The organism is Nocardia fusca NBRC 14340, assembly GCF_001618425.1.
Taxonomy (GTDB): Bacteria; Actinomycetota; Actinomycetes; order Mycobacteriales; family Mycobacteriaceae; genus Nocardia; species Nocardia fusca.
In genome coordinates this window covers 27,099-52,781 of record NZ_BDCU01000020.1, presented here as the reverse complement: position 1 = coordinate 52,781, position 25,683 = coordinate 27,099, and the positions used below count along the sequence as shown (strand labels likewise).

Below are 25,683 nucleotides of genomic sequence, written 5' to 3'. Positions count from 1 at the left end.
TTCGCCGCCTGCACTTCGAGGCCGAAACGGCGAGACGGGCCTCAACCCTTTGAGGTGTCTCGTAAAACTCGACGCATGGGGTTACGGCGACGTTCGACGTTCAGGTTCATATGGGGGCTCGCATGCGCGGTGGACCACTGTCGGGTCGCTGGTCCGGCAGTGGTCCTACCGAGGGGATCGGTCAGGGGAAGGCCACGATGGTGACTGTTGCGCCGGGCTCTACGTTGGCGTTGGCCGGGGGGTTCTGGGTAACCACGGCCGAGGAATCCAGTGGGGCCAGCTGTCGTACCTGGACCGTCAGTCCCAGGGATTCCAGCGTATGGCGGGCTTCGGAGACCTTTCTGCCTGTGACCGAGGGCATGGTGACGGCTTCGCAGATCAGCAGGGTGACCGAGGAGCCGGCATCGACGGTGGTGCCGACCGCGGGGTCGGTGCCGATGACCCGGCCGGCTTCGACGAGTTTGTCGTAGACGGGGCGTTCGCCGCCGACCGTCAGTCCGAGGTCGGTGAGTTTCTGCCGGGCCTGGTCGGGGGTGTCGGCGCGCAGGTCGGGTAGTTGAACGGGTTTCGATCCGTTGCTCTTCCAGACCTGCACATGGGCGCCGGCGGGCAGGACGGTGCCGGGCCCGGGATCGATACGGGCCAGGGTTCCCTCGGGCGCGGTGCTGGCGACCTCGCCGCCGTCGACCGGCTGTAGGCCCTGGTCGCGGATCAGCTGCTGGACTTCGTCCCAGTCGGCGCCGGGGGACACCGCGGGGACCTGTGGTTTGCCACTGGAAATCAGGATGTCGACCGTGGAGCCCTTGGTCTCGCGGGCGCCCGGACCCGGATCGGTGCCCACGACGCCGCCGACGGGGACGGTATCGGAGGCCTTGTCCCGGGTGCCGGTCTCGAATCCGGCGTCCTGCAGTTCGCTGGTGGCGTTCTGCACTGTCATACCGGCGACGGACGGGACGGTGGCGTAGCGGCCCATGCCGAGCCACCAGCCGCCGATGCCGACCAGCAGGGTCAGCACGACCACCACGGCGGCCCAGATCATGCCGTTGCGCCGATGGTTGGCCCGGCTCTCCTGATAGGCGCTGTACTGGGTGGGCTGCTGCGGGGGAATATAGGTGGGCGGGGGTGGTTCGGTCCGGGGGCGGGCCGTGGTCACCATCCGAGTGGCCTGGGGCCCGGCGACCGCGGCCGGCTCGGGTGCGGGCGGGGTGACCGGATGGCGGGCACTGGTGTGTTCGGCCGAGTCCTGGGGGGCGGGAACCCGGTAGGCGGGCAACTCAAGGCGGGCGGCGATGGCCCGCAGTTCGGCGACCATCTCCCCCGCGTCGGCGAATCGGTGCCCGGGTTCCCGGGCGGTCGCCCGGGCGACCAGCCGGTCGAATTCGGGCGGGACCCCGGCGATGAACTCGCTGGGGCTCGGTACGTCGTTCTCCACCCGCTGGTAGGCCACCGACAGGGAATTGTCGCCGGTGAAGGGCACCCGGCCGGTGAGCAGTTCGAAGATCAGGATGCCGAACGCGTACACATCGCTGCGGGCGTCGGCGCTGCCAGAGGTGACCTGTTCCGGCGAGAGATAGGCCGCTGTGCCCAGGATGACGCTGGCCGAGGTGGTGTTGGCCGCGGCCACCGCGCGCACCAGGCCGAAATCGGCGATCTTGACATCGCCGGAATCGGAGATGAGTACGTTCTCCGGTTTCACATCGCGATGTACCAGGCCGGCGGCGTGCGCGACGCCGATCGCGGCCAGTACCGGCTCGGCGACGGCGCGGACCGCGTGCGGCGGCATCGGGCCGCGCTCGCGCAGCAGTTCGCGCAGGGTGCCGCCCTGGACCAGCTCCATGACCAGAAACGGGTACTCGCCGTCCATGCCCTGGTCGTAGACCTCGACCAGGGAGGGGTGTTTGAGGCCGGCGACGGCCCGGGCCTCGAATTCGAAGCGACTCAGGAACTGGGGATCGCCGGAGAACTTGGGATCCATCACCTTGATGGCGACCTGGCGGCCCAGCCGGGTGTCGACTCCGCGGAACACCATCGACATCCCACCGCGGGCGATCGGCGCGTCGATCCGGTAGCGCCGATCCAGTACGGCGCCGATCAATTCTCCTCCGGCTGTCACGAACCTCTCCACCTTCGAACCGTGTCCCACACGGTGGCCGCCCCGCGCGGCTGCTGTCGATGGTATCGGCCGTGCCGTCGCGGGTGTGTCACGGCAGGGAGGCGGGCAGCGTCTACCGTTGTCTTCCGTGAGTGCCTTTCCCTGTAGTACCGATGTCCTGCCCGCCTCGGTACCCCTGCTCGCGCTGCCCGAAGTCGCGAAGAAACTGGGCGTCGTGGTGACCAGGGTGCATCAGATGCTGCGCGACAACCAGTTGCTGGCCGTCCGGCGTGACGGCGTGGTCGGTGTCCCCGAGATCTTCTTCGACGATACGGGCGCGATCCTGAGATTCCTGCCCGGTCTGATCACGGTGATGCGTGACGCGAAGTACACCGATGAGGAGATTCTGGAGTGGATCTTCACCGAGGACGACACGCTCCCGGGTAAACCGGTGGAGGCGCTGCACGGGCCGCTGGCGCGTGAGGTGCTGCGCCGCGCTGCCGCCGAACCCTTCTGACCGTTTACCCGGCCCTCAGGTACTGAGGGCCGCGTACGCGGCGAGCCGCACTCTCCGGCGCTGCGGTACGACGGCGCGCTGCGCGAAGACGGCGTAGCCGCTGTCCTCGATGCGGTCGAGAATGGCCGCGTAGAGTGCCGCGGCGGTCCGGATACCGGGCCGCACCCGGGGGCTCAGCAACTCGATACCCGGCCGGGCGCAGCGGTACAGATCGCGGTTGACGGCGATCAGATGTGCCAGCGCCCGGCGCAGGCGGCGATCGGTACGACCGGTGCGCCGGCCGTCGATCAGCAGTGCCTCGTCCACTCCGAAGGCGGCGAGCTCGGCGGCCGGGAGATAGATCCGGTCCCGGTCGAGGTCCTCGCCGATATCGCGGAGGAAATTGGTGAGCTGGAAGGCATCGCCCAGCGCACCGGCCGCGGGTTCGGCTTCGGCCGCCGGGCAGACGGTGCCCAGGACGGGCAGCAGTTGCAGGCCGATGGCGGCGGCCGAGCCACGCATGTACTCGTGCAGTGCCGCCATGGTGGGGTAGCGGTTGCGGAACAGCGGGGAGCCGGGGATGTCCATACGCATGGAATCCAGGAAGGTCCAGAAGTGACGTGGATCGATGGCGAACCGGCCGACGGTGTCGGTGAGCGCGGGGACGACTCGATCGAAGGCCGCGGGTAGTGCCGGATCGGTGGGCGGCGCCACCGGCATGCCGATGGGCTGGGACCAGGCGGCGCGGAGACGACGCTCGACCGCGTCGAGTGCGGTCACGGCCCGCCCTGGCGCGCCGACGTGCGGATCGTCGACGATATCGTCGACGGTGCGCGCGAAACCGTACAGCGCGTGGACAGCCGGGCGCCGGTCGGCCGACAGCAGCCTGGTCGCCAGATAGTAGGAGCGTCCGTGTGCCGCGGCCACTCGGCGGCAGTGCCGGTAGGCGTCCCGCAGCGCGGCGGCGTCGGTCGGCGGCGCCGACGCGCCGGGCCGCACCCCACTGCGGGCGTTCACAGACCGCCGGAAACAGCGGGCGCGGGAACCGCCCGGGGCGTACCGCGCAATCGCAGCGGGTCGACGGTGCGCAGTGAGAGCGCAGCGACCACGGAGGCGAAGGTCGCGGCCGCGACATGCCAGAAGTTGTACAGGCCGATCGATCCGTCGGGCTGGAACACCAGCATCAGCCAGGTACAGACCCCGACCAGGGTCATGAGTGTGGTGGTGGACAATGCGAAACCGGCGGCCAGCGCCAGCGGCCACGAGTAGTACCAGGGCAGCGCGGCCGGCGACAGGATCACGATGGCGACGAAGGCGATCAGGATGCCCAGGACGGCATCGCGTTCGCTGAGTTTGAACCGCCACCAGGTCCACACCAGGAGCACCCCCAGGGCCAGCATGCACAGCATGCGGGTCACCTCGAGGGTCGAATCCAACCCGAAGGGGGTGACCCAGGTGACGGCGTGTGCCATGACGGTGGGCAGCGACAACCAATTGATGATCTTGCGCGACCCCGACAACGCGGTGAGCCAGCCGATCCCGACCCCGGCGATCGCCGAGGCCGCCACGAACACCGCCGCGAACACCGCGAGACCGAGACCCGCGATCTTGGCGAACATCTTCCAGTGATGGGCCAGGAATTCGCGGCTGCTGGTGGCCAGCGCGGCGCGCTGGCCGTCCTCGGCGCGGCGCTCGCGTTCGTGCAGCATCCAGATCCACACCAGGAAGGGCAGGGCGACGCCCGCGGTCGCCTTGATCGCGACCCCGATCGCCACCACCACGATGCCGGCCACGTGATGGCGTTCCAGCACCAGTGCGATCCCGGCGCACATCAGGCCGACCATCAGCATCTCGTTGTGCACGCCGCCGATGAGATGGATGAGCACCAGCGGGTTGAGCACCGCCAGCCACAGCGCGACGGTCGGCCTCCCGCCCAGATGCTTGGTCAGGTACGGCACGGCCCACATCATCAGGGCCAGGCCGGGCAGCATTACGAACCGCAGGGCGATCGTGCCGCCGACCACGCTGTCGCCGGTGACTGCGGTGATCGCGCGGCCCAGCAGCAGGAACGCCGGACCGTAGGGCGCGGTGGTGGTGGTCCAGACCGTGCTCACGTTGTCGAGCAGGATTCCCGGATTGGCGACCGGGCCCACCTGGTACGGGTCGAAACCGTCGCGCAGCAGCGCGCCCTGGGCCAGATAGGAGTAGGCGTCGCGGCTGAACATGGGTACCGCGAACATGAGGGGCGCGATCCAGATACCGACGATGGCGCGCAGCTCGTTGAGTCGCACCTCACCGGAGTGGCCGCCGAAGCCCAGCGTGATCCGGCCCAGCCGGACCCAGGCCGCCACCATCATCAGCACACCCGCCCAGACGCAGATCATCGACAGCGCGTAGCCGTGGCCGAACCGCAACCAGGACAGGTGAACCGCCTCGAGCAGCGGATCCCGTTTGCGGACGCCGCCGGCGCCGAATCCGCCGAAGGTGATCATCAGGGCACCGGCGAATCCGAGCAGGGCCGCATGGCCTTCCGGGCTGCGCAGGAAATCGCCGCAGATACGTACCCGGCTCCAGAACCCGGGCGCGAGAGCGGTACCCGCGGTCGTGCGCGTGGGCGGCGGCCCGGAGGCGGCCGAATCGGTGTCGGCGACGGGAACGGTGCTGGTCGTGGTGTGCATATGGGGGGCTGGCATCTGGTGTCGTTCCCCCCTGGATGGTCGGCGGTCGCAACCGCGGGCGAATAGGTCGGCGCTCAGTTTACGGCTTCCGTCACGGAAGGCGGCCGGACGGTGGCAGGGGCGCGCGTCCGGACCCCGCGATTCTCGCCCACAACCCGCTGTGCCGCGAGTTTTCCCGACAGCAGGGCGGTCGGCACACCGACGCCGGGCGTCGTACCGCATCCGGCGAGGACCACGTTCTCCTTGCCGGGCGCGAGGTTACGGGTACGGAAGGGGCCGGTCTGGCGGAACAGATGCGCGGCCGAGAACGGAGTTCCGGCGAGCATGCCCTGATCGCGCCATGTCGCGGGCGTGTCGAGCCGGTCGACGGTGAAATGTTCGGCGATCCCGTGATACCCGCGCCGCTCCAGTACCCCGAGCAGTTCGCGCAGGTAGGAGGGACCCAGCCGCGACCAGTCCAGCGGCGCGGAATCCAGGTTGGGGCAGGGGGCGAGCAGCGAGAACGGTTCGTACCGGGTCGTGCCGCGGGTGAGGTACAGCCCGGGATCGCTCAGCGCGGGCCGGGTGAGCAACAGTGACGGATCGCCCATGAGCCGGCCGCCGCGACGCGGCGTGATCTCCGCGAAGGTCCGGGCCCAGGCGCCGCCGAAGTCGATGGTGTGATGGGCCTGCACCGGCCAGTTCTCGGCAATGCCGGCGGGTACGGTGCCGTGCGCGACGACCGCCGACGGCGAGGCCCGCAACCCGCGGCGGGGGCGCACGCCGAAACGATCCAGCGCGCCGAGATCGGCGGTGAGGACCACCGCGTCGCAGGGCAGGGCCCGGCCGTCGGCGAGCAGGACCCGCCGGGCCCGGGCCGGGCCGCGGCCGCGGTGATAGTCGAGGCCGGTGACCTCGGTGCCGAGTTCGAGCCGGCCGCCGGCCGCGGTGAACGCGCCGGCCAGGGTTTCGGCGACCGCGCGCATTCCGCCGTCGGGGAAGTAGACGCCGAGGGCGGTGTCCATATAGGGGATCGCGCCGTACACGCCGAGCGCCTGTTCGGGTGCCATCCCGGCGTAGAGCGCCTGGAAGGTGAACAGCCGGGTCAGTCGCGGATCGCGCAGTGTCCGGGTGACCCGGGTGCCCAACCGGCCGAAGCCGCCGAGCCGGACCAGCCGGAGCAGGGCCGCCCGCTTCTCCGGGTACCGCACCATATCCAGCGGGGAATCGAAGTTCGTCGCCAGGAACTCGTCGTATTCGGCCTGGAACACGCGACCCAGCCACTCCCGTAACCGGCGATACCGGACGGCTTCCTCCGGTCCGCAGGCGCGCGCCACCTCGGCGCTCATCCGCTCCGGATCGGAGAAGACCCGCAGGTCGGACCCGTCCGCGAAACGGGCGTGGTAGGCCGGGGTCAGCGGCCGGATCCGTAGCGGCGGCACCGCACTCGAAGCGTCTGTACCCACCGCGGCCAGTGCGTCGTCGACGAGTCCGGGGAGAGTGAGCACGGTCGCCCCGGAATCGATCTCGTAGTCGGCGAACCGGTACCGCCCGACCCGGCCGCCGACATGGTCGGCACGTTCCACCAGGGTCACCGCGCATCCGGCGCCGGTCAGATACAGCGCGGCCGACAATCCGGACAGCCCCGCACCGACCACGACCACGTGCTCCCCCGGCCCCGGGACCGACTTCACGACAGACCCCTCCACTCGTACCGGTGTGCAGCCGGGGCGGTATCCGGCCTACCGCCGCCGGTCATGCCGCGCGCCGGGTGGCCGCCAGGGCCATCTCGCGGAGCCGGGTCTTCGCCTCCGGCGTGGCGGCACTGGCGTCGATCGCGCCCAGGGCCTGCTCGGTGAGTGCGCTGATCCTGGCCTCCACCGCGTCGACCGCGCCGAGTTCGATGAGGAGCGCGCGTAATTCGCCGACCTGCGCGTCCGACAGGTCGGTACCGATCGCGCCGCGTAGAGTGTCGCCGGCGGCCGGGTCCGTCTCCGCGGCGCGCTGCAGCGCCTCCGCGACCAGCACGGTGCGTTTACCTTCGCGCAGATCGTCACCGGACGGTTTACCGGTCACGGCCGGATCACCGAAAACGCCCAGCAGATCGTCGCGGAGCTGGAAGGCGATCCCGATATCGGTCCCGTAGGTGCGGTAGGCCGTGATGAGCCCGGGGTCGGCGTCGGCGAGTGCCCCGCCGAGATGCAACGGGCGTTCCACGGTGTAGGCCGCGGTCTTGTAGCGATTGATCCGCAGCGCCGCGGCCACCGATTCGTCGCCGCTGGCCTCGCCGTGGACATCGAGCAACTGCCCGCCCAACACCTCGGTGCGCATCCGCGCCCACACCGGGGCGAAGCGCGCCAGCGCCGCCGCGTCTAAGCCGGCGTCGTGCACCATATCGTCGGCCCAGGCCAGCGCCAGATCGCCGAGCAGGACGGCCACCGATTCGCCGTAGTGGGCGGAATCCCCGGCCCAGCCCGCCTGCCGATGCCGCTGTTCGAAGTCCACGTGCACGGTCGGGAAGCGGCGGCGGGTGCGGGAGCAATCGATGATGTCGTCGTGGATCAACGCGCAGGCCTGGACGAGTTCCAGGGCCGAGCAGGCTCGGAGCACGGCCGCCGCCTCGGCGCTCGCGGGATCGCCGCCGGCGCCCAGCCAGCCCATCCAGGCGAAACCCGGCCGGGTGCGCTTACCGCCGCGCAGGGTGAACGACTCCAGGGCCTCGACACTGCCGGCGAATACCGGGCCCAGCTCGGCGACCGGCTCGCGGCGGCCGGTGAAGAATTCGGTCAGCGCCTGCTCCACGGCCGTGGCGAACGCCGCCGTCCCGGGAACGGCCGCGAGGGGACCCGACCGTGTCGGGATACCGGTTCCGGCTGACAGGGTGACCTCCCAGATCGTCGATTGCGTGGGCAAGCGGCTACCGGAACCGGTGGCGCCGGTAGCCGCGGGAGCCACCCACGCGCGCCCGCCGCGGCGGCGGGACCTGATCGCAGAATACGCGCGCGCCCAGGACGCGGATCCGGTGGCGGCGGTGGGAGAGAATCGGGGAGAATACCGGGCGGCTCTAGACTGAGCCGGTGACTTTCGACAACGCGCGGGGACTCCCGACCCCTGGCCGGCCGTCCCCCACGTCACCGGACGTCTCCGCGACGCCTTCGGTCGTGCAGAGCCTGCGCCGGCACGCCGACGGCGCGGTGCCGTTCTCCGTGGAGTTCTCCCCGCCCCGCGACGAGGCGGGCGAGCAGCGGTTGTGGCGGGCGGTGCGCACGTTCGAGCGGATGCATCCGGCGTTCGTCTCGATGACCTACGGCGCCGGTGGGAGCACCCGGGAGCGTACGGTGCGGGTCACCGGTGAACTCGCCCTGCAGACCACCCTCTTGCCGGTCGGCCATCTCACGGCGGTCGACCACAGCGTCGCCGAGCTGCGGTCGATCGTCGGGGCCTACGCCGATTCCGGGATCAGCAATATCCTCGTGCTGCGCGGTGATCCCCCGGGCGACCCGCTGGGCGAATGGCACAAACACCCCGAGGGGGTGGAGTACGCCGAGGAACTGGTGCGCATCGTGCGCGACCTGGGCGATTTCCATGTGGGGGTCGCCTCGTTCCCCCAGGGACACCATCGTTCGCTCGATCTCGACCACGACACCGCCCATCTGGCGGCGAAACTGCGTGCCGGCGCGGAGTATTCGATCACCCAGATGTTCTTCGACGTCGACGACTACCTACGGTTGCGCGATCGGGTCGCCGCCCTGGACCCGGTGGAGGGCGCCAAACCGATCATTCCGGAACTGATGCCGATCACCTCGCTGCGCACGGTCGAGCGTGCCGAGCAGCTGTGCGGCCGGCCGCTGCCGGAACGGGTGATCGAACGGCTGCACCGGGCCGCCGGATCCGGACCGGAGGAGGATCGCGCCGCGGTCCGGGCCGCGGGTATCGAGATCGCCACCGAGATGGGGGAACGGCTGATCGCCGAGGGCGCACCGTGCCTGCACTTCATCACCCTGAACTTCGCCAAGGCGACCGGTGAGGTGCTGACCAATCTGGGTTACGGCGTCACCACCGCGCCGATCAGCGCCTGACCGGCGCCGGCCGGGGCGAGAGGTCAGTCGACCGGGGCGTAGACGTGGACCGCGATCCGGTCGTCCCGGCGCACCACTTCGAGCGCGTGGTCGTCGTGGCGCAGGATGAGTCCGGGGGCGCCGTCGACCGGGTCGAGTATCTCGATCCCCGCGATCCGCGCACCGGCGTGGTCGAGGCGGTCGCCGGGCTTTGCCGCGATGAACACCCGGCCGTCGATGACCCACCAGGTCCCGGGCAGGCCCGGCAGCAGTTCCGGTGATTCGCCGAGCTGGTGACGGGCGACCGGTTCACTGATGCCGTGCGGGCTGCGCAGCCGGACCGAGCATCGCTCGAGCCATTGCGTCCACGTGGTATCGACGCTGGTGTGGCCGACGACGGTCATGGTGCAGCCTCCTCGAAACCCGGGCCGTGAGGCCCTGCCCGCCGGTCGTGCCGGGCGGGTTCATCATCCGGCCGGGTGCCCGGCGGGCACAAGACCAAGAATCATCGAGAATCCAGCTCTTGGCCGGGCAACAGAGGGCGTCCCCGCCAGGTCAGCGCGTTGCGCCGGCGAGCGCGGTGTGAGTGTCCCCACAGCAGCAGGTAGGTGGCGACCGAGGCGGGATGGGCGAGAGCATCGGCGAGGTCGCCACGGTCCGGCCCACGGCCCGACTCCAGCGTGCGGGCCAGCAAGCGGCCCGCGACCGCGGCGGTGTACCCGAGCAGGCCCATCCGGCGCAGCCGGCCGCGGCCCAGCACCGCCGCCATCGGGGGCAGCCAGTACGCCCACGCGGCGACAGCGCCCACCGCGGTCCCGCCCGCGACCGAGCCACCGTAGGCCGACCAGAGCCAGCGGTCGTAGCCGGTTACCAGTTCGTGCGCGTTTCGGTACATCCGGGTGCGCGCCAGTCCACCCGCGGCCGCCACCGCGGTCCGGTCGCCGGCGCGGCGCAGGACCCGGGCGATATCGAGATCCTCGGTGACACTGCCGGCGACCTCCGAGTGGCCGCCGACCGCGCGATACCGCGCCGCGTCGAAGACCAGGAACTGACCACAGGACACGACGGTCGAGCCCCGGGTGCCGCGATCGGCCCACGCGACGGGCAGAGTGGACGCCCACGACCAGCACAGCAGCGGCTGCACCAGGCGTTCGGCCACGGTCTCGGCCCGCTGCCGCGGCCAGGGCGCCAGCAACGCGACGTCGAGTTCCCGCAGACACGCCACCGCCGCGGCGATCGCGGTGGGCGCGAGCCGGACATCGGCGTCGACGAAGACGAGTGCCCCGGTTTCGCCGCCGGCCTGCCGGGCGTGCTCGGCGAGGGCGGCGCAGGCGGCGGCCTTGCCGGTCCAGCCCGGCGGCGGGCCGGTGGTGCCGCGCAGCAGCTCGCAGCGCAGGTCGCCCCCCATCGCTTGCCGTGCGCGCTCGGCGGTGTCGTCGCCGGAGGCATCGTCGAGGACCAGGATGCGCAACCGCGCCACCCCTGTCTGGGCGCGCAGGTCGGCGATCAGACCGGGGAGCAGGGCGGCCTCGTCACGTGCGGGCACGCAGACGGTGACGTTCTCGGTGACCGGGGCGGGCGCGGGGGACAGTCGCGGTACGGTGCGCCGGTTCCATGCGGTGAGCGCGGCACCGGCCACGGCGATACCGGTCCCGCCGGCCACCGCGCGCCGGACCCACCGTCGGGCCCGCGGTCTCACGCGTTGGATTTGACCTCGGCCCACCAGCGTCGCAATGAGAAACCGGCCGGGGCGCCCGGCCGGGGTGGATTGCGGTCCACATAGGCGAGGGCGATGACCACCGCCGCGACCGCGAGGGTGATACCGCCGACGATTCCCGCCCAGCCCGCGAAGGACCGCGTGTTCGGATCGGCGTAACCGACCTCGGCGCGGACCGTACTGACCTCACCGGCGGGCAGTTTCCAGGAGACCACCGAATCGCCCTCGCGGTTGCCGTTGGTCTTGGCGACCCGGGCCGGGAACGCCACACTCAGCTGTACATCGGACCCGTGCGGGGCCAGGGTCTCCAGGTCCACCCGGCCATTGAGGCTGACCAGGTCGCCGTTGCGCTGGAACTGCAGGTCGAACAGGCCCTGCGCCTGCTCCGAGAGCTGCGACAGCTGTTCCACTTCGCCGAAGTTGAGATCGTCGAAGTACACCTCGCTACCGATGTACCCGTCCTGGTTGTACGGCTCGATACGCACCTTGGACGCCAGGGTCTCGGGAGCGGTGAGCTGCGGCCCCTTGTCCTCACTGTTCTCCGGGACGACCGCGGCCACGATTCGGCCCGACACCCGGTCGTTGGACGACAGGCCCATCGAGGCCTGGACGCGCAGGCAGCCGGCCAGCGCCGGGGTGAGCAGGGCGGCCAGGAGGAGGGCGGCGGCTATCCGCGCCCGAAGCGGACGGCGCGAGCGCGGAGCGGGGACCGGGGAGCCGGGTTTCGCGGTAACGGGACTCGGAGGCACGGATGACATGGTGCCAGGCCGGAACTCACCGACGCCATGCGACGGGCCCGACGGTTCGCCGATCGTGCCCGGCCCTGCGTCCGGTGGCGTCGCGAACCAGCCGGACCAGCAGCGGAACCCCGAGAACGCCGAGGACGACGCTCCCGTAGCCGGCCGAATACGGCAGTCCGAGGAACACCGCGTGCGCCAGCGCGGAGCCGAGCCAGGTCCACAGGAACATCAGGATCGGGATCGCGGGCCGCGCGGATCCGCGCGCGGTTCGCTCCCAGACGGTGAGCACCGCGGCCATCACCGCCGCCACCGCCAGCCAACCGAGATAGTTGGTGTACGGGATGGCCGCCAGACCGGGCAGCCCCGAATCGGTGTTCTGCCAATGCCATTGCCCGTCGGCCACCATCTGCGGATCCAGGAACAGGTCCCAGCCCATCGCGCCCACCGCGGTCGCGCCGATCCGCGCCACCGGGCGCGGGCACAGCAGGCCCGCGACCACCCAGATCGGATACAGTCCGCCGGTCCACGCGAGCGGGACCACCAGCGGAACATCGAACAGTTGTGGTCCGATCCGTCCGTCCGCGTAGTCGTAGGACCCGAACGGTATCCCGGTCGCCGTGCCCACCGCCTCGGCCACCAGGCCGATCCCGGAGACGATCACCAGGAACCCGGCCGCGTAGCCGATCCCGCGTGTCACCGCCGCGTGCAGCAGGGCCGTACCGGCTGTCAGCAGTACCACGGCCACCGTCACCGCGTCGCGGGCCGGACCGGTGGTCAGCGGGTAGGCGATCTGCGTGCCGACCAGCACGACGAGCAGACCCGCGGGAAGCAGATCCCGCCGCCTGGCCGCCGGACCCGCTAGCGGCGTATCCACCGGCGGATCCCGCGGCTGTCGCGCAGTACCAGGCGCGCGGCGGTACGCCCGCTGGCTCCGGACACGCCGCCCCCGGGATGGGTCGACGCGCCGGTCAAGTAGAGGCCGGGCGCGCCGGGCACCCGCTGCCCGGACAGTTCCGGCAGCGGCCGCCACAGCATCATCTGGTCCAGGCTCATCTCCACATGCATCACATTGCCGCCGAGCAGTCCCATCTCACGCTCCAGATCCACCGGCGTCTGGACGTACCGGTCCAGCACCGAGTCCGCGAACCCGGGCGCGTACCGATCCAGTTCGCCGATGATCCGGTCCGCTTCGGCTCCGGCGTGCCGGTCCCATCCGCCCTGTTCGGCGAGCCGGTAGGGATGCCACTGCGACCACAGCGAGAGCTGATGCTGCCCGGCGGGCGCGATACTCGGGTCCAGGGCGCTGAAACTCATGGCGAGCACGACGGGCCGGGGTGGTAACCGCCCGCCCAGCGCACTGCCGTGCGCCAGCGCCAACCGGCGCCGGTCCGAGACCAGCAGTTGCAGTCCGGTCGCCGATTCGGCGGGCGTCGCGCCCGGGTACCGCGGGAGATCGCTGGTCGCTGCCCGCACCACCATGCCGATCCCGGGGCCCACCCGGATCTGCCGCCGCCACCGTCGCAGCGGCTCCGGATCGAAGCCGCCCGCGCGCAACAGTTCCAGCGTGGTGAGGATATGGGTGCCCGCGATCACCGTATCGGCGTCGTATTCCCGCCCGGCCGCGGTGCGGACCCGCCAGCCGTCGACCCGGCGGGTCAGCGCGGTGACCGCGTCACCGGCCGTGACCTCGCCGCCGTCCCCGCGCAACCGGGCGACCAGCGCCTCGGTGAGGGCACCGCTGCCGCCCACCGCCCGGCCGGGCGGCAAGGTGTGCATGAGCGCCGCGAACGCCACCATCGGCGCCGTTCCGGGTTCGGACATGGGCGGCCCCGACTGCGCCCCGAACCACGCCAGTGCCGCCTTCAGCCGCTCGTCGTCGAACCAGGTGTCCAGCAGCGCGTCACCGGACTGCAGGAACTCCCGGGACAGCGCGCTGCCGCCGTCGCGGGCGTCCAGTCCCCAGAACGAGCGCAACAGCCGCCCCCCGGTGGGCGCGCCGCCGAACGAGCGCATCACCCGCCGGGCCCGCGGCGCCCAGACGTCCACGAAACGCCGGTAGGCCGCAGCATCGCGGTCGCCGCAGGCGGCGGCCAGCGACGCGCAGGTCCGCTCCAGATCACGGTGGAACACGATCGGCGGCGCCCCGGTCTCCGGGCAGGCCGGGGCGAAGGCCCAGGGGTCGCAGTCGAGGTACCGGAGCCCGAAGCGTTCCAGTTCGAGCTCCTCGATGATCCCGGTGTGCCGGACCATCAGATGGGCCGAGGAGCCCCGATCGACCCGGTGGCCGGGGAAACGCGCCACGGTCGATACGGCCCCGCCCAGGACCGTATCGCTCTCCAGGACGTGGACCCGGCGACCCTCCCGCGCCAGGTAACAGGCCGCCACCAGCGCGTTGTGGCCGGAACCGATGATCACTACAGTCATGGCAGCAGTGGCAGCGACCGGCCGAGGATCCCGAAGCGGCGGTTGTCGCCGGCGAACACGAAATCGCGTAGTACATCGCGGAAACCCATCCGGCGGTACAGGCGCCAGGCCCGGTTGTCCTCTTCGCCGACCTCCGGGGTGGACAGCAGCACGGCCCGCTCGGGGCGGTCCCGCAGCAACCGCTGGAGCAGGGTCGCGCCGATACCGCGGCCCTGCGCGCTCGGGTGCACATGGAGTTCGGTGAGTTCGAAATAGTCGCCGAGCAGCTGCGCGGTGGCCGGCTCCGGCCACCCGGATCGGCGCAGCCCCGCGTGCACCTGCTGCTGCCACCACTGATGGGGGCCGCCCCGATAGCCGTAGGCGATGGCGACGAGCGGGGAATGGCGCAGGTCGAATTCGCCGTTGTCCTCGGGCAGCACCGCGGCGACCGCGTGCCAGCCCGCGCGGTGGGTGTGCTCGGTCCACATCGGTGCCCGGTGATGCTCGGTGCCGTGTGGATAGTCCATGGCTGCGACGTAGACCGCCAGGGCGTCGTGCAACCGGGCGCGCAGCGCGGCTTCCGAGAGGTCGACGACGACCGGGGCGGGGAGATTGTTCGACTTGACGGCTGTCATTGCGATATCGGTGGGCTCTTTCGCGGTCGGCAGGGCGGCAGGTTTCGGCGCACGAACATGTCGGTGGTCGTCTCTATATTCAAGCTCGAGCCAAACGTTCGAAAACTTGTTCGCCCCCACGGTGCACGCTCAGCCTGCCATACCGGTGGACCGCCGCGGGGGGTGACAGGCGAGATACGGAGGGACGGCTATGTCGGATCGAAGCGTGCACCCGGTGCAACCGGGGCGGGCGGGGATGCTGTTGCGGCGCGCCGACGGGCTGCTCATGGAAGCGGCGGGGGAGCGGGATCCACGGGAACGGTTCCGCGTGGCCTACCTGGCGGCCCTGCGCGGTGCGGGCGCGGTGCTGGCGCTCACCGGCGCCGATACCGCGCCGCGGGCCCGCTCCCGTAACGCGTGGGTGATGTTGCAGCGCGCCGCGCCCGAATTCGTGATGTGGGCGGACTATTTCAGTGGCCATTCCGCGACCCGGGCGGCGCTGGAGGCCGGGCTGCCCCGGGAGATCGACGAGGCGGCGGCCGACGAGTTCTCCTCGCGGGTGGCTGCGTTCCTGCACGACGTCGAGGATCTCATCGCGCCGGCCGCCCGGCTGCGCGCCGCCGGTGACGGAGACGACGCGCTCCGGTAGGAACCACCGCCGACCCCCGGACCTCCTGTTTCGGCCTGCGCGGGATTCGATCCGGCGACGAACTTCGTTCGGCTGCACCCATATGGTGGTACCGCTCTTGGCGAACTCGTATCATTGATGACAGATAGCCGCCAAGGGGTTATCTGTCGCCTACCCGGAGGCGACAGCCACGACCTAGTGCCGGGGGAGGTACCGTGCCACTCTCCGAGCACGAGCAGCGCATGCTCGAACAGATCGAGAGCGCGCTCTATGCTGAGGACCCGAAGTTCGCGTCGTCCGTCCGCGGTGGACGTCTTCGTACGGCCTCGAGTCGCCGTCGACTCCAGGCCGCGGCCTTGTTCATACTCGGCCTTGTCCTACTCGTCGCGGGTATCGCCCTTCCGGTGCGACCCGGCGGCTTCCCGATCATCAGTCTGATCGGGTTCATCGTGATGTTCGGCGCCGGAGTACTGCTCCTGCTCGGCGGCGCCAAGGGTGCCACGCCCGGCCGCGGCGGTGGTGCACCGAGTGATTCCGCCGGTTCCGGATCATCGGAACGAGCAACCGGCGGGCGTGGGCGTCCGCGCCGCTCCGGTGGGTTCACCGAGCGCATGGAGGATCGCTTCCGCCGAAGGTTCGAGGAGTAGCCACCCGGCGTTCGCGCCGGCTCTGCAGCCGACAGCGGTGCCGCACCCGTTCCCGGGGCGGCACCGCTGTTCGCTCTGTGCCGTACCTGTTCGCTCGCGGGATGCGCGCGTGACCGGCCGGGCCGCTGGACTGTGCGCCGGACCACCTTCTCCCACCCCGCCCCACCGGGTTCCCCCACCGCGCCCCACCACCCCGGCGGTAAAGGCGTGAACAGGGGGTTTGCTGGAAGTTGACGGGGCCCGCCGGAGCCGGGGGGTATAGACGCGCGCAGGGAGGCAGAGCCCACGAAAAGTTCACCCGGCCGGTGATAGCTGGGGTGACCTGCGAAATCGGACGGCCGGGGAGGCACATCACCCCGTGTTTCGATTGAAAGTGGGGGAAAGTGGGGTAATGTGGAGCGCGCACTACAGGAGAGGCCGCGAGGCACTCGACCGGCGTAGCCGGTCAACACCATTCGAGGTGGTCCGGTAGGAGGTATCGGGTTGTTTCTCGGTACTTACACACCTCGTCTGGACGACAAAGGGCGACTCACGTTGCCCGCAAAGTTTCGAGACGATCTGGCGGGAGGGTTGATGGTCACCAAAGGACAGGACCACAGCCTTGCCGTCTATCCGAAGGACGAGTTCAGTGCGCTCGCCCGGCGCGCCGCGTCGGCATCCCGGAGCAACCCGCAGGCGCGGGCCTTCATCCGGGCGCTGGCAGCGGGCACGGACGAACAGCGGCTGGACACGCAGGGCCGGATCGTGTTGTCGGCCGAACATCGCCGGTACGCCAACCTCACCCGCGACTGTACGGTCATCGGTTCGGTCGACTTCCTGGAGATATGGGACAAGCAGGCGTGGGAGACCTACCTCGCCGAGCACGAGGAGGACTACGCACAAGCGAGAGACGAGGCACTGGGCGGAATCTTCTAGCCCGCGCGAGTGCCACGCGGCCTCTGCCCGGATGCGGACCCTGACGTACTTCCCCGACGCCAGGTGCCGCTTCGGTCAGAGACCCCGCGGCATTCGTTACGTCACCGATTTTCCTTCTGTCGCTCACCCCGTGGCGCGCCGGATCGAACGGCGGCGCGGCCGCATCTCGCGCAATCAATTGTTCGCCCGCTTCGGCGCCGGTGATCCGCATCCACCTGAGGTGCGGATGGGACCCGAATCGGGTCGTCACGGAGCGAGGCACGAATTCGGAGGTCGATTTGAACCGTGAGCAGCACGGCACGCGACACGTCCCTGTTCTGCTCACCCGCGCCGCCGAATTGCTCGACCCGGTGCTCGACGGCCCGGCCGCCGTCTACCTGGATGCCACGTTGGGGCTCGGCGGCCATGCCGAATATTTCCTGCGCACCCACGCCGATCTCCGGCTGGTAGGCCTCGACCGCGATACCCGCGCGCTCGCGCTCACCACCGACCGTCTCCGGCCCTACGCCGACCGAATCACCCTGGTGCACACCCGGTACGACGGAATCGCCGCCGCGCTCGCGGAGGCCGGTCTGCCGGCCACCGGTTCGGTCAGCGGGATCCTGATGGATCTCGGGGTCTCGTCCATGCAGTTGGACGAGGCGGAGCGGGGTTTCGCCTACTCCGTGGACGCCCCGCTGGACATGCGGATGGACGCGACCACCGGCCCGACCGCCGCCGATGTGCTCAACAGTTACAGCCAGGGCGAGATCGCCCGGGTGCTGAAGGTCTACGGCGAGGAACGGTTCGCGAACCGGATCGCCGCCGAGATCGTGCGGCGCCGCGCCCGGCAGCCGTTGCGTACCAGTGCCGAGCTGGTGAGTCTGCTCTACGACACCATCCCCGCGCCGGCCCGCCGGACCGGCGGACATCCGGCCAAGCGCACCTTCCAGGCGCTGCGGGTGGAGGTGAACGGTGAACTGGATTCGCTGCGCGCGGCCCTCCCGGCCGCGCTGGCGGCACTGCGCCCGGGTGGCCGCATCGTGGTCATGTCCTATCAGTCGCTCGAAGACCGGGTGGTCAAACACGAGCTGGCCGAACGCGCGAAATCCCGCACCCCGGTGGGGCTTCCGGTCGAACTCCCGGGTATGGGACCGGAGTTCCGCATACTGACCCGCGGCGCCGAACAGGCCGGACCCGCCGAGATCGAGGAGAATCCCCGCGCCGCGCCGGTCCGGATGCGCGCCGCCGAGAAGATCGTGCAGGAGGCGGGATGAAGCCGGACACCGGCACCGGCCACGCCGCAGCGATGGCCCGCGGAGCAGCGAATTCGCTTGTCCGCGTGGCGCGATTGCGGTACGACGGTGCTGGTGCCGGATGCGGATATCACCTCGGTGTTCGCGAAATCGTGGTGTCAGGGGAGCACCGGCTGGGCATTACGGACCACAGCACAGGGGTACGCGGGCCGAAACCGCGGGCCATCACACCGATACGGGGGTGTCAGGTATGAGCGTGAGCACACGTACCGAGACCGGGCGACCGGCTCGGCGGGTACACGACGCGGAGCGGGTGAAATCCGGTGCCGCGCAGCGGGCCTACGCCCGGCGCCGGCAGCGCATCGGCGGGTCGTCCGGTACGGCGCCGGTGGCCGCGCCGCGGTCGGAGCTGGCGGGTCGCGGACCGTTCGTTGCCGCCATCCTGGCCATGTTCGGCTGTGGTCTCGCGCTCACGCTGGTACTGACCACCCGCGCCGCCGAGGACAGCTATCAGCTCAGCGACGCGCGCGAGGCCAATCGGGTGCTCGCCGACGAACGCGCGGCATTGCAGCGGGAGGTCGCGGCCGCCGATTCCGCGCCCGAACTCGCCACTCGCGCCCGGGAACTGGGCATGATCCCGGCGGTGGATCCGGCGCGGCTGGTCGTCGCGCCGGACGGTGCGGTCACTGTGGTCGGCGAACCGAAGCCCGCCTACGGCCCGCCGGCGCCGCCGCTGAACGGACCCCGCGCCGGAGCGCCGCGCTCCGGCGCGGACCCGGGCGAGCGGATCGTGCCGGTCCCGGCGCTGCCACAGCCGGATTCGGCCGCGCCGAGCCCGGGTGGTGTGCTCGCGGCCCCGGGGAGCGATCCCACGCCCGCGCCGCAGCCGGGCGAGGGCGTCCCCGCCCCGGCGGGTACCGCTCCGGCCGACGGTATGACACCGCCGGCTGCTCCGGCCGAGGGCGCCGCTCCGGCAAACGGAACCGACCCGGCCGAGGCGCCTGCACCGGCCGACGGAACCGCTCCGGCCGGCGCGTCGGCTCCGGTCGAGGGTGATGCCCCGGTCGAAGCGCCCGCTCCGGTCGGGGACGCGGCCCCGGCGCCCGCGGATACGCCGGGCGATGTCGAACCCACCTCGGTCGCGCCGCTGCCGCCCGTTACGGCGGGTGAGGAGATGCGATGAACCGGCGCGGGTCGGGGCGCGGGCGCGATTCCGCGCCGAGATCCCGGGCCGCGACCGATCGCGGAAAAACGAAGAAGCGATCCGCCGAGGTCGCGCGGTCCGCGTCCGGCGGGTCCCGGCAGCCACCCCGGCGGACCCGTCCGGGTGGGCGTTCCGCGCCGAACGGACCGGTGCGCCTCCGGCTCGGCGTGGGCCGGTTGATCATGCTGGTGGCATTGACCGTGGTGGCCCTGCAACTGCTGTGGATCCAGACCATCGCCGCGCCCACGCTGTCGGCGCAGGCGGCCGGACAGCGCACGGCCTACCAGGATCTACCCGCCACCCGCGGCACCGTCACCGACCGCAACGGCAAATCCCTGGCCTTCACCATCACCGCCCAGTCGCTGAATTTCCAGCCCGTGCGGGTGCGCAAGGATCTCGCCGACGCCCGGGCGAAGGACGATTCGGCGCCCGATCCGGATCGGCGGCTCGAAGATATCGCCCGGACCGTCCACCAGATCCTCGGTGACGAAGGGCCGAAGGAAGCCGAGTTGCTGGAGAAACTGCGCAGCGACCAGACCTTCGTCTACCTGGCCCGCAATGTCGACCCGCGGAAAGCCGACGAGATCACCGCGAAGTTCCCCGAGGTCGGTACCGAACGCCAGGATCTGCGCGAATACCCGGGCGGTTCGCTGGCGGCCAATATCGTCGGGGCCACCGGCTGGGACGGCCACGGCCGGGTCGGGCTGGAGGCCTCACTGGATTCGGCCCTCGCCGGCACCGACGGCTCCTACACCTACGACCGCGGCTCCGACGGGGCGGTCATCCCCGGCAGTCTCCGCGACCGCCAGCCCGCCGTCGACGGCAACAATGTCGAACTCACCCTGGACTCCTACCTGCAGAACCATGTGCAGCAGCAGGTGCAGCAGGCCAAGGATCGATCGGGCGCGAAATCGGCCTCCGCGGTGGTGCTGGACGCCAAAACCGGCCAGGTGCTGGCCATGGCCAACGACAACACGTTCAATCCGGCGCTCGGCCCGCAGCACTGGGATCCGGCCGGGCTGGACAACCCGTCGGTGACCCAGCCCTTCGAACCCGGCTCGGTCAACAAGGTCGTCACCGCGGCCGCGGCCGTCGAATACGGTCTCACCACGCCGGACGAGGTGCATCAGGTACCCGGCCGCATCGATATGTCCGGGGTGACCGTCGGAGACGCGTGGGAGCACGGCGTGGCCCCCTACACCACGACCGGGATCTTCGGTAAATCCTCCAATGTGGGCACCCTGATGCTGGCGCAGCGGGTCGGCGAGGACCGGTTCGCCGATATGCTCGAACGCTTCGGTCTGGGCCGGCGCACCGAGGTCGGACTGCCCGGGGAGAGTTCCGGTCTGCTGCCCGCCCGGGACCAGTGGTCCGGCGGTACATTCGCCAACCTGCCCATCGGGCAGGGACTTTCGATGACCACCCTGCAGATGACCGGTATGTACCAGGCCATCGCCAACGACGGGCTCCGGATGCCGCCGCGTATCGTGCGCGCCACCGTCGCACCCGACGGGACCCGCACCGAGGAGCCGGCGCCCGACGGGGTGCGCGTGGTGAGCCCCGAGACCGCACGCACACTGCGCACCATGTTCCAGTCGGTGGTGCAGAACGATCCGACCGGAGTGCAGATGGGGACCGGTGCCCCCGCCGCGGTCGACGGATACCGGATCGCCGGGAAGACCGGCACGGCGCAGCAGGTCGACCCGAACTGCGGTTGCTATTCGAGCTCGTCGTACTGGATCACCTTCGCCGGTATCGCGCCCGCGGACAACCCGCGTTATGTCATCGGACTGATGCTCGACGCGCCGGTGCGCAGCTTCGACGGCAGCGGCGGGCAGTCGGCCGCACCACTGTTCCATGACATCGCTTCCTGGGCACTGCAGCGGGATCGGATTCCGCCGTCGAGCGAGCCGGAACGGCAGTTCGTCCTGCAGGCGTCGTGATTCGGCGAACCGGCTTACCCGACCGTGACCCGGCGTCGGTAACCTGACTCGTCGTCGTATCCGCGCTTCATCATGCAGAGAGGAATCCTGTGCCCGCGCAGTCCAGCCAGCCCTCGCTGCGGCCGGCCCGGCCGCTGTCGACACCGCTGCCCGACCTGCTGGATCTGATCGACGCCGAACTTCGGCCACCGGTCGCCACCGACCTACTCGTCACCGGGATAGAACAGCGCTCCGACGCGGTTCTGCCCGGTGATCTGTTCACGGCGTTACCCGGCTCCCGGGCGCACGGCGCCCGGTTCGCCGCGGACGCGGTGGCCCGCGGCGCGGTCGCCGTACTCACCGACGCCGCCGGGGCGGAACTGGCCGGTGACCTGCAGGTACCCGTCCTGGTGCGGGAGAATCCGCGGGCCGTCCTCGGCGAGTTGTCCGCGGCGATCTACGGACATCCGTCCGAGCGGTTGCGGATCATCGGGATCACCGGCACCTCCGGTAAGACCACCTCGTCGTATCTGGTGGAGGCCGGGCTCGCCGCGGGTGGTCTGTCCACCGCCCTGATCGGCACCATCGAGACCCGAATCGGGGGCCGCCGGGTCCCGAGCGCGCTGACCACGCCCGAGGCGCCGCAATTGCACGCCATGTTCGCGCTGATGGTGGAGCAGGGCGTGGACGCGGTGGTGATGGAGGTGTCCAGCCACGCCCTGGCGCTGGGCCGGGTCGACGGGGTGCGGTTCGCCGTCGGCGCGTTCACCAACCTGTCGCAGGACCATCTGGATTTCCACGCCGATTTCGAGGACTACTTCGCCGCCAAGCGCCGGCTGTTCGAACCGGAGTCCCCGGTCGCCGCCCGCACCGCCGTGGTGTGTGTGGACGACGCCTGGGGCCGCCGTCTGGCCGACGGCCTCGCCGCGCCGATCCGGGTGGCGACCACCGGGCCGGCGGACTGGTCGCTGGCCGGTCCTGCCCGCGCGCACGGCGGTGAACAGGAGTTCACCGCGGCCGGACCGGACGGCGAGACGCCGGTGCGGTTACGGCTGCCCGGTGACTACAACGTCGCCAATGGCCTGCTCGCGGTCGCGGTGTGCGCGGCCGCCGGAGTGGCGCCGGGGACCGCCGCGCCCGCACTGGCCACGGTGGACGTACCCGGCCGGATGCAGCGGGTGGAACGTGGGCAGGAGTTCCTGGCCCTGGTGGACTACGCCCATAAACCCGCCGCCGTGGAATCGGTGATCGCCACGCTGCGCACCCACCTGGCCACGGCGGGGAGCCGGGGCCGGTTGGCGGTGGTGGTCGGCGCCGGCGGGGACCGGGACACCGGTAAACGCGGCCCGATGGGCGCGGCCGCGGCCCGCGGCGCGGATCTGCTCATCGTCACCGACGACAATCCACGGACCGAGGACCCCGCCGCGATTCGCGCGTCGCTGGTCGCGGGCGCGCGCAGCGTCGCCGACGAGCAACGCGGCGAGATCCGCGATATCGGCGACCGGACCGCGGCCATCGCGGCGGCCGTCGACTGGGCCCACCCGGGCGATGTGGTGCTGGTGGCCGGCAAGGGCCACGAAGCAGGGCAGGAGATCAACGGGGTGAAATATCCGTTCGACGACCGCGAGGTACTCGCGGCGGCGATCGATTCGACATTGCGGCACAGTTCCGGGGGCGCGGACAACGGTTCGTGGTCGGCGGGCGCGGAGGACTTGACAGTTTCATGATCGAAATGACACTGCGGGACATCGCCGAGGTCGTGGGCGCAACGCTGCACGACGTCGGTGACCCGGAGGTGAGGGTGACCGGTTCGGTCGAATTCGATTCGCGCCGAGTCGGTCCCGGCGATATCTTCCTGGCACTGCCGGGCGAGCGCGTCGACGGCCACGACTACGCGGCCGCCGCGATCGAAGCCGGCGCGGTCGCCGTACTGGCCGCCCGGCCGGTCGGGGTGCCGGCCGTCGTCGTGCCCCCCGCATCGGGGTCGGTGCCGTCGAGCGCGCTTGCGCTGAGCCATGATTCGACCGGTGCGGGCGCCGCGGTGCTGACCGCGCTGGCCGCGCTGGCCCGGGAGAGCGTGTCGCGGCTGGTCGCGGCCGGTGGACTGACCGTGATCGGCGTTACCGGGTCCTCGGGTAAGACGTCCACCAAGGATCTGCTGGCGGCGGTGCTCGCACCGCTGGGACCGGTGGTGGCCCCACCCGGCTCCTTCAACAACGAACTCGGGCATCCCTGGACCGCCCTGCGGGCCGGTCCGGACACCCGGTTCCTGGTGCTGGAGATGTCGGCGCGCGGGCCCGGGCATATCGCCGCGCTGGCCCGGGTGGCGCCCCCGAGTATCGGGGTGGTCCTCAATGTGGGTACCGCGCATCTCGGCGAATTCGGCAGCCGCGAGGCGATCGCGCAGACCAAGGGCGAACTCGTGGAGGCGCTGCCCGAAACCGGTCTGGCCGTGCTGAACGCCGACGATCCGAAGGTCAGCGCGATGTCCTCGCGGACGGCGGCCCGAGTGGTGACGGTCGGGCATTCCGCGGGCGCGCAGATCCGGGCCACCGCAACCACTCTCGATGAACAGGCCCGCGCCTCGTTCACCCTGCACACACCGCTCGGCGACCGGCCGGTCACCCTGGCCGTGCACGGGGAACACCAGGTCGGCAACGCGCTGTCGGCCGCTGCGGTGGCCCTGGAATGCGGCGCCGATCTCGACACCCTCGTGACCGCGCTCGGCGGCGCCCGGGCGGCGTCGGCGCGGCGGATGGACGTACGCACGAGTGCCGCCGGGGTCACGGTGATCAACGATTCCTACAACGCCAACCCGGATTCCATGCGCGCCGCACTCAAAGCGCTGGTCACCATGGCCCGGTCGGGCGACACCCCGCGGCGCAGCTGGGCAGTCCTCGGGGAAATGGCCGAGCTCGGCCCCGAATCGGTGGTGGAACACGACGGGATCGGCCGCCTCGCGGTCCGCTTGGATGTGGACCGGCTCATCGTGGTCGGGACCGGACGACCCTCCCGGGGCATGCACCAGGGAGCGGTCATGGAAGGCTCATGGGGTGAGGAATCGGTGCTCGTCCCGGATATCGAAGCGGCCGTGGAGTTGCTTGCCGCCGAAGTCGGCGCGGGTGATGTGGTGCTGGTGAAGGCATCGCAATCGGTCGGCCTGTGGGCGGTGGCCGAACAACTGCTGGCCGCGGGTGAGAAGAACACGGGTGCCGGCACACCGGCACCCGGCGGCGCCGGCGCCGCCGACGGGGTGAGCACGGAGGCAGTGCGATGAGACAGATCTTGTTCGCGGCGGCGATCGCACTGACGGTGTCGATCCTGTTGACGCCGCTATTGATCCGGATATTCGCCCGGCAGGGTTTCGGGCAGGAGATCCGGGTCGACGGCCCGGCCAGCCATCAGTCCAAACGCGGTACGCCCACCATGGGCGGCGTGGCGATCATCATCGGCATGTGGGCCGGGTATCTCGGCTCCCATCTGATCGGGATCGGTTACGAGGCCGAAGGTCCCACCGCCTCCGCGCTGCTGGTGCTGGGCCTGGCCACCGCGCTGGGCGTGGTCGGATTCATCGACGATTTCATCAAGATCCGCAAGGGCCGCAATCTCGGGCTCACGGCCGCGGGCAAATACCTTGGCCAGATCACCGCCGCGGTGGTGTTCGGGGTGCTGGCGCTGCAGTTCCCCGGTGGCAGCGGGCTGTCCCCGGCGAGCCGGCAGCTGTCGTACGTGCGCGATATCAACACCGTCTCGATGAGTGTCGTCGTGTTCCTGGCCTTCGTCTGCCTCATCGTGGTGGCCTGGTCGAACGCGGTGAACCTCACCGACGGCCTCGACGGTCTGGCGGCGGGGTCGATGAGCCTGGTGCTCGGCGGCTACGTCGTCATCACCTTCTGGCAGTACTACCACTCGTGCGAGACCAAACCCGAGACCGGCTGCTACAACGTGCGCGATCCACTGGATCTGGCCCTGGTCTGCGCGGCCGGCACCGCGGCGTGCATCGGGTTCCTGTGGTGGAACGCCGCGCCCGCCAAGATCTTCATGGGCGATACCGGATCGCTGGCCCTGGGCGGCCTGCTCGCCGGGCTGTCCATCACCACCCGCACCGAACTGCTGATGGTGGTCATCGGTGCGCTGTTCGTCGCCGAGGCGGCGTCGGTGGTACTGCAGGTGGCGGTGTTCCGGACCACCCGCAACCGGCTGTTCAAGATGGCGCCGTTCCATCACCATTTCGAATTGAGCAAATGGGCGGAGACCACGGTGATCATCAGGTTCTGGTTGCTGGCCGCGATGGCCTCGGCCGCCGGGCTCTCCCTGTTCTACAGCGAATATCTCTCCGCGGTCGGGTGAGTTGA

22 protein-coding genes are annotated in these 25,683 nt (G+C 70.7%); 11 read left to right on the top strand and 11 right to left on the bottom strand.

The features are described from left to right. Positions 1-181: 181 nt before the first annotated feature. Positions 182-2,095 carry a Stk1 family PASTA domain-containing Ser/Thr kinase gene (gene pknB / locus NF4_RS12700; protein ID WP_198165322.1) on the bottom strand — a complete coding sequence of 638 codons (1,914 nt, stop codon included), beginning with the start codon at positions 2,093-2,095 and terminating at the stop codon, positions 182-184. A 145-nt stretch (positions 2,096-2,240) separates the two neighbouring features. Between pknB and NF4_RS12695 the strand changes: the two genes are divergently transcribed. Next, entirely contained in the window at positions 2,241-2,609 is a 369-nt protein-coding gene (locus NF4_RS12695) for an Rv2175c family DNA-binding protein (RefSeq protein WP_030523869.1), read from the top strand. 15 nt (positions 2,610-2,624) lie between these two features. Here the strand turns inward: NF4_RS12695 and NF4_RS12690 are convergent, their stop codons facing one another. From NF4_RS12690 to NF4_RS12675, 4 genes are all read right to left on the bottom strand, one after another. After that, positions 2,625-3,605, bottom strand: coding sequence for a phytoene/squalene synthase family protein (locus NF4_RS12690; protein ID WP_084533086.1), 981 nt, complete (start codon positions 3,603-3,605; stop codon positions 2,625-2,627). Then, the gene (locus NF4_RS12685) at positions 3,602-5,281 is read right to left on the bottom strand and encodes an alpha-(1->6)-mannopyranosyltransferase A (protein WP_232330436.1); all 1,680 of its coding nucleotides are present in this window, start codon (positions 5,279-5,281) and stop codon (positions 3,602-3,604) included. The genes NF4_RS12690 and NF4_RS12685 overlap by 4 nt, the downstream gene beginning before the upstream one ends. Before the next feature lie 59 nt (positions 5,282-5,340). After that, on the bottom strand, positions 5,341-6,939 hold the full coding sequence (crtI, locus tag NF4_RS12680) for a phytoene desaturase family protein (RefSeq protein WP_084533085.1): 1,599 nt from the start codon (positions 6,937-6,939) through the stop codon (positions 5,341-5,343). Between the two features lie 61 nt (positions 6,940-7,000). Then, the gene (locus NF4_RS12675; protein ID WP_232330440.1) at positions 7,001-8,107 is read right to left on the bottom strand and encodes a polyprenyl synthetase family protein; all 1,107 of its coding nucleotides are present in this window, start codon (positions 8,105-8,107) and stop codon (positions 7,001-7,003) included. 215 nt (positions 8,108-8,322) lie between these two features. On the opposite strand from NF4_RS12675, the gene NF4_RS12670 reads away from it, so the two are divergent. Then, positions 8,323-9,324, top strand: coding sequence for a methylenetetrahydrofolate reductase (locus NF4_RS12670; RefSeq protein ID WP_063127538.1), 1,002 nt, complete (start codon positions 8,323-8,325; stop codon positions 9,322-9,324). A 23-nt stretch (positions 9,325-9,347) separates the two neighbouring features. Here NF4_RS12670 and NF4_RS12665 read toward each other — a convergent pair whose 3' ends face one another. From NF4_RS12665 to NF4_RS12640, 6 genes are all read right to left on the bottom strand, one after another. Then, positions 9,348-9,707 (bottom strand): hypothetical protein, encoded by a 360-nt coding sequence (locus tag NF4_RS12665; protein WP_063127537.1) that lies wholly within the window; start codon positions 9,705-9,707, stop codon positions 9,348-9,350. A 101-nt stretch (positions 9,708-9,808) separates the two neighbouring features. Then, complete coding sequence (locus tag NF4_RS12660) at positions 9,809-11,002, bottom strand: glycosyltransferase family 2 protein (protein ID WP_157120256.1); 1,194 nt, start codon at positions 11,000-11,002, stop codon at positions 9,809-9,811. Next, a complete protein-coding gene (locus NF4_RS12655) occupies positions 10,999-11,778 on the bottom strand; it encodes an LppM family (lipo)protein (protein WP_063127533.1) in 780 nt (259 codons plus the stop codon). Before NF4_RS12655 ends, NF4_RS12660 begins: the two co-directional genes overlap by 4 nt. Before the next feature lie 16 nt (positions 11,779-11,794). Then, entirely contained in the window at positions 11,795-12,634 is an 840-nt protein-coding gene (locus NF4_RS12650) for a carotenoid biosynthesis protein (RefSeq protein WP_439956751.1), read from the bottom strand. Continuing rightward, entirely contained in the window at positions 12,619-14,184 is a 1,566-nt protein-coding gene (locus tag NF4_RS12645; RefSeq protein ID WP_063127531.1) for a phytoene desaturase family protein, read from the bottom strand. The genes NF4_RS12650 and NF4_RS12645 overlap by 16 nt, the downstream gene beginning before the upstream one ends. Continuing rightward, positions 14,181-14,798: a GNAT family N-acetyltransferase gene (locus NF4_RS12640; RefSeq protein WP_063127529.1), complete on the bottom strand. Its 618-nt coding sequence runs from the start codon at positions 14,796-14,798 to the stop codon at positions 14,181-14,183. The genes NF4_RS12645 and NF4_RS12640 overlap by 4 nt, the downstream gene beginning before the upstream one ends. Before the next feature lie 235 nt (positions 14,799-15,033). On the opposite strand from NF4_RS12640, the gene NF4_RS12635 reads away from it, so the two are divergent. The 9 genes from NF4_RS12635 to mraY all read left to right on the top strand — a co-directional run bounded on the left by NF4_RS12635 (position 15,034) and on the right by mraY (position 25,678). Then, the gene (locus tag NF4_RS12635) at positions 15,034-15,426 is read left to right on the top strand and encodes an SAV_6107 family HEPN domain-containing protein (RefSeq protein ID WP_063127527.1); all 393 of its coding nucleotides are present in this window, start codon (positions 15,034-15,036) and stop codon (positions 15,424-15,426) included. Between the two features lie 194 nt (positions 15,427-15,620). Further along, positions 15,621-16,052 carry an SCO2097 family morphological protein gene (locus NF4_RS12630; protein WP_063127525.1) on the top strand — a complete coding sequence of 144 codons (432 nt, stop codon included), beginning with the start codon at positions 15,621-15,623 and terminating at the stop codon, positions 16,050-16,052. A gap of 483 nt (positions 16,053-16,535) precedes the next feature. After that, complete coding sequence (gene mraZ, locus NF4_RS12625) at positions 16,536-16,967, top strand: division/cell wall cluster transcriptional repressor MraZ (RefSeq protein ID WP_030523855.1); 432 nt, start codon at positions 16,536-16,538, stop codon at positions 16,965-16,967. Positions 16,968-17,245: 278 nt separating this feature from the next. After that, a complete protein-coding gene (rsmH, locus tag NF4_RS12620) occupies positions 17,246-18,223 on the top strand; it encodes a 16S rRNA (cytosine(1402)-N(4))-methyltransferase RsmH (RefSeq protein ID WP_063127559.1) in 978 nt (325 codons plus the stop codon). Positions 18,224-18,458: 235 nt separating this feature from the next. Next, a complete protein-coding gene (gene ftsL / locus NF4_RS38580; RefSeq protein WP_198165320.1) occupies positions 18,459-19,385 on the top strand; it encodes a cell division protein FtsL in 927 nt (308 codons plus the stop codon). Continuing rightward, positions 19,382-21,349, top strand: a complete 1,968-nt coding sequence (locus NF4_RS12610; protein WP_157120254.1) for a peptidoglycan D,D-transpeptidase FtsI family protein — start codon at positions 19,382-19,384, stop codon at positions 21,347-21,349. Before ftsL ends, NF4_RS12610 begins: the two co-directional genes overlap by 4 nt. A gap of 89 nt (positions 21,350-21,438) precedes the next feature. Then, positions 21,439-23,055 carry a UDP-N-acetylmuramoyl-L-alanyl-D-glutamate--2,6-diaminopimelate ligase gene (locus NF4_RS12605; RefSeq protein WP_084533083.1) on the top strand — a complete coding sequence of 539 codons (1,617 nt, stop codon included), beginning with the start codon at positions 21,439-21,441 and terminating at the stop codon, positions 23,053-23,055. Then, on the top strand, positions 23,052-24,605 hold the full coding sequence (locus tag NF4_RS12600) for a UDP-N-acetylmuramoyl-tripeptide--D-alanyl-D-alanine ligase (RefSeq protein WP_063127524.1): 1,554 nt from the start codon (positions 23,052-23,054) through the stop codon (positions 24,603-24,605). Before NF4_RS12605 ends, NF4_RS12600 begins: the two co-directional genes overlap by 4 nt. After that, positions 24,602-25,678 (top strand): phospho-N-acetylmuramoyl-pentapeptide-transferase, encoded by a 1,077-nt coding sequence (gene mraY, locus NF4_RS12595; protein WP_030523849.1) that lies wholly within the window; start codon positions 24,602-24,604, stop codon positions 25,676-25,678. The genes NF4_RS12600 and mraY overlap by 4 nt, the downstream gene beginning before the upstream one ends. The last annotated feature ends 5 nt before the right edge of the window (positions 25,679-25,683 follow it).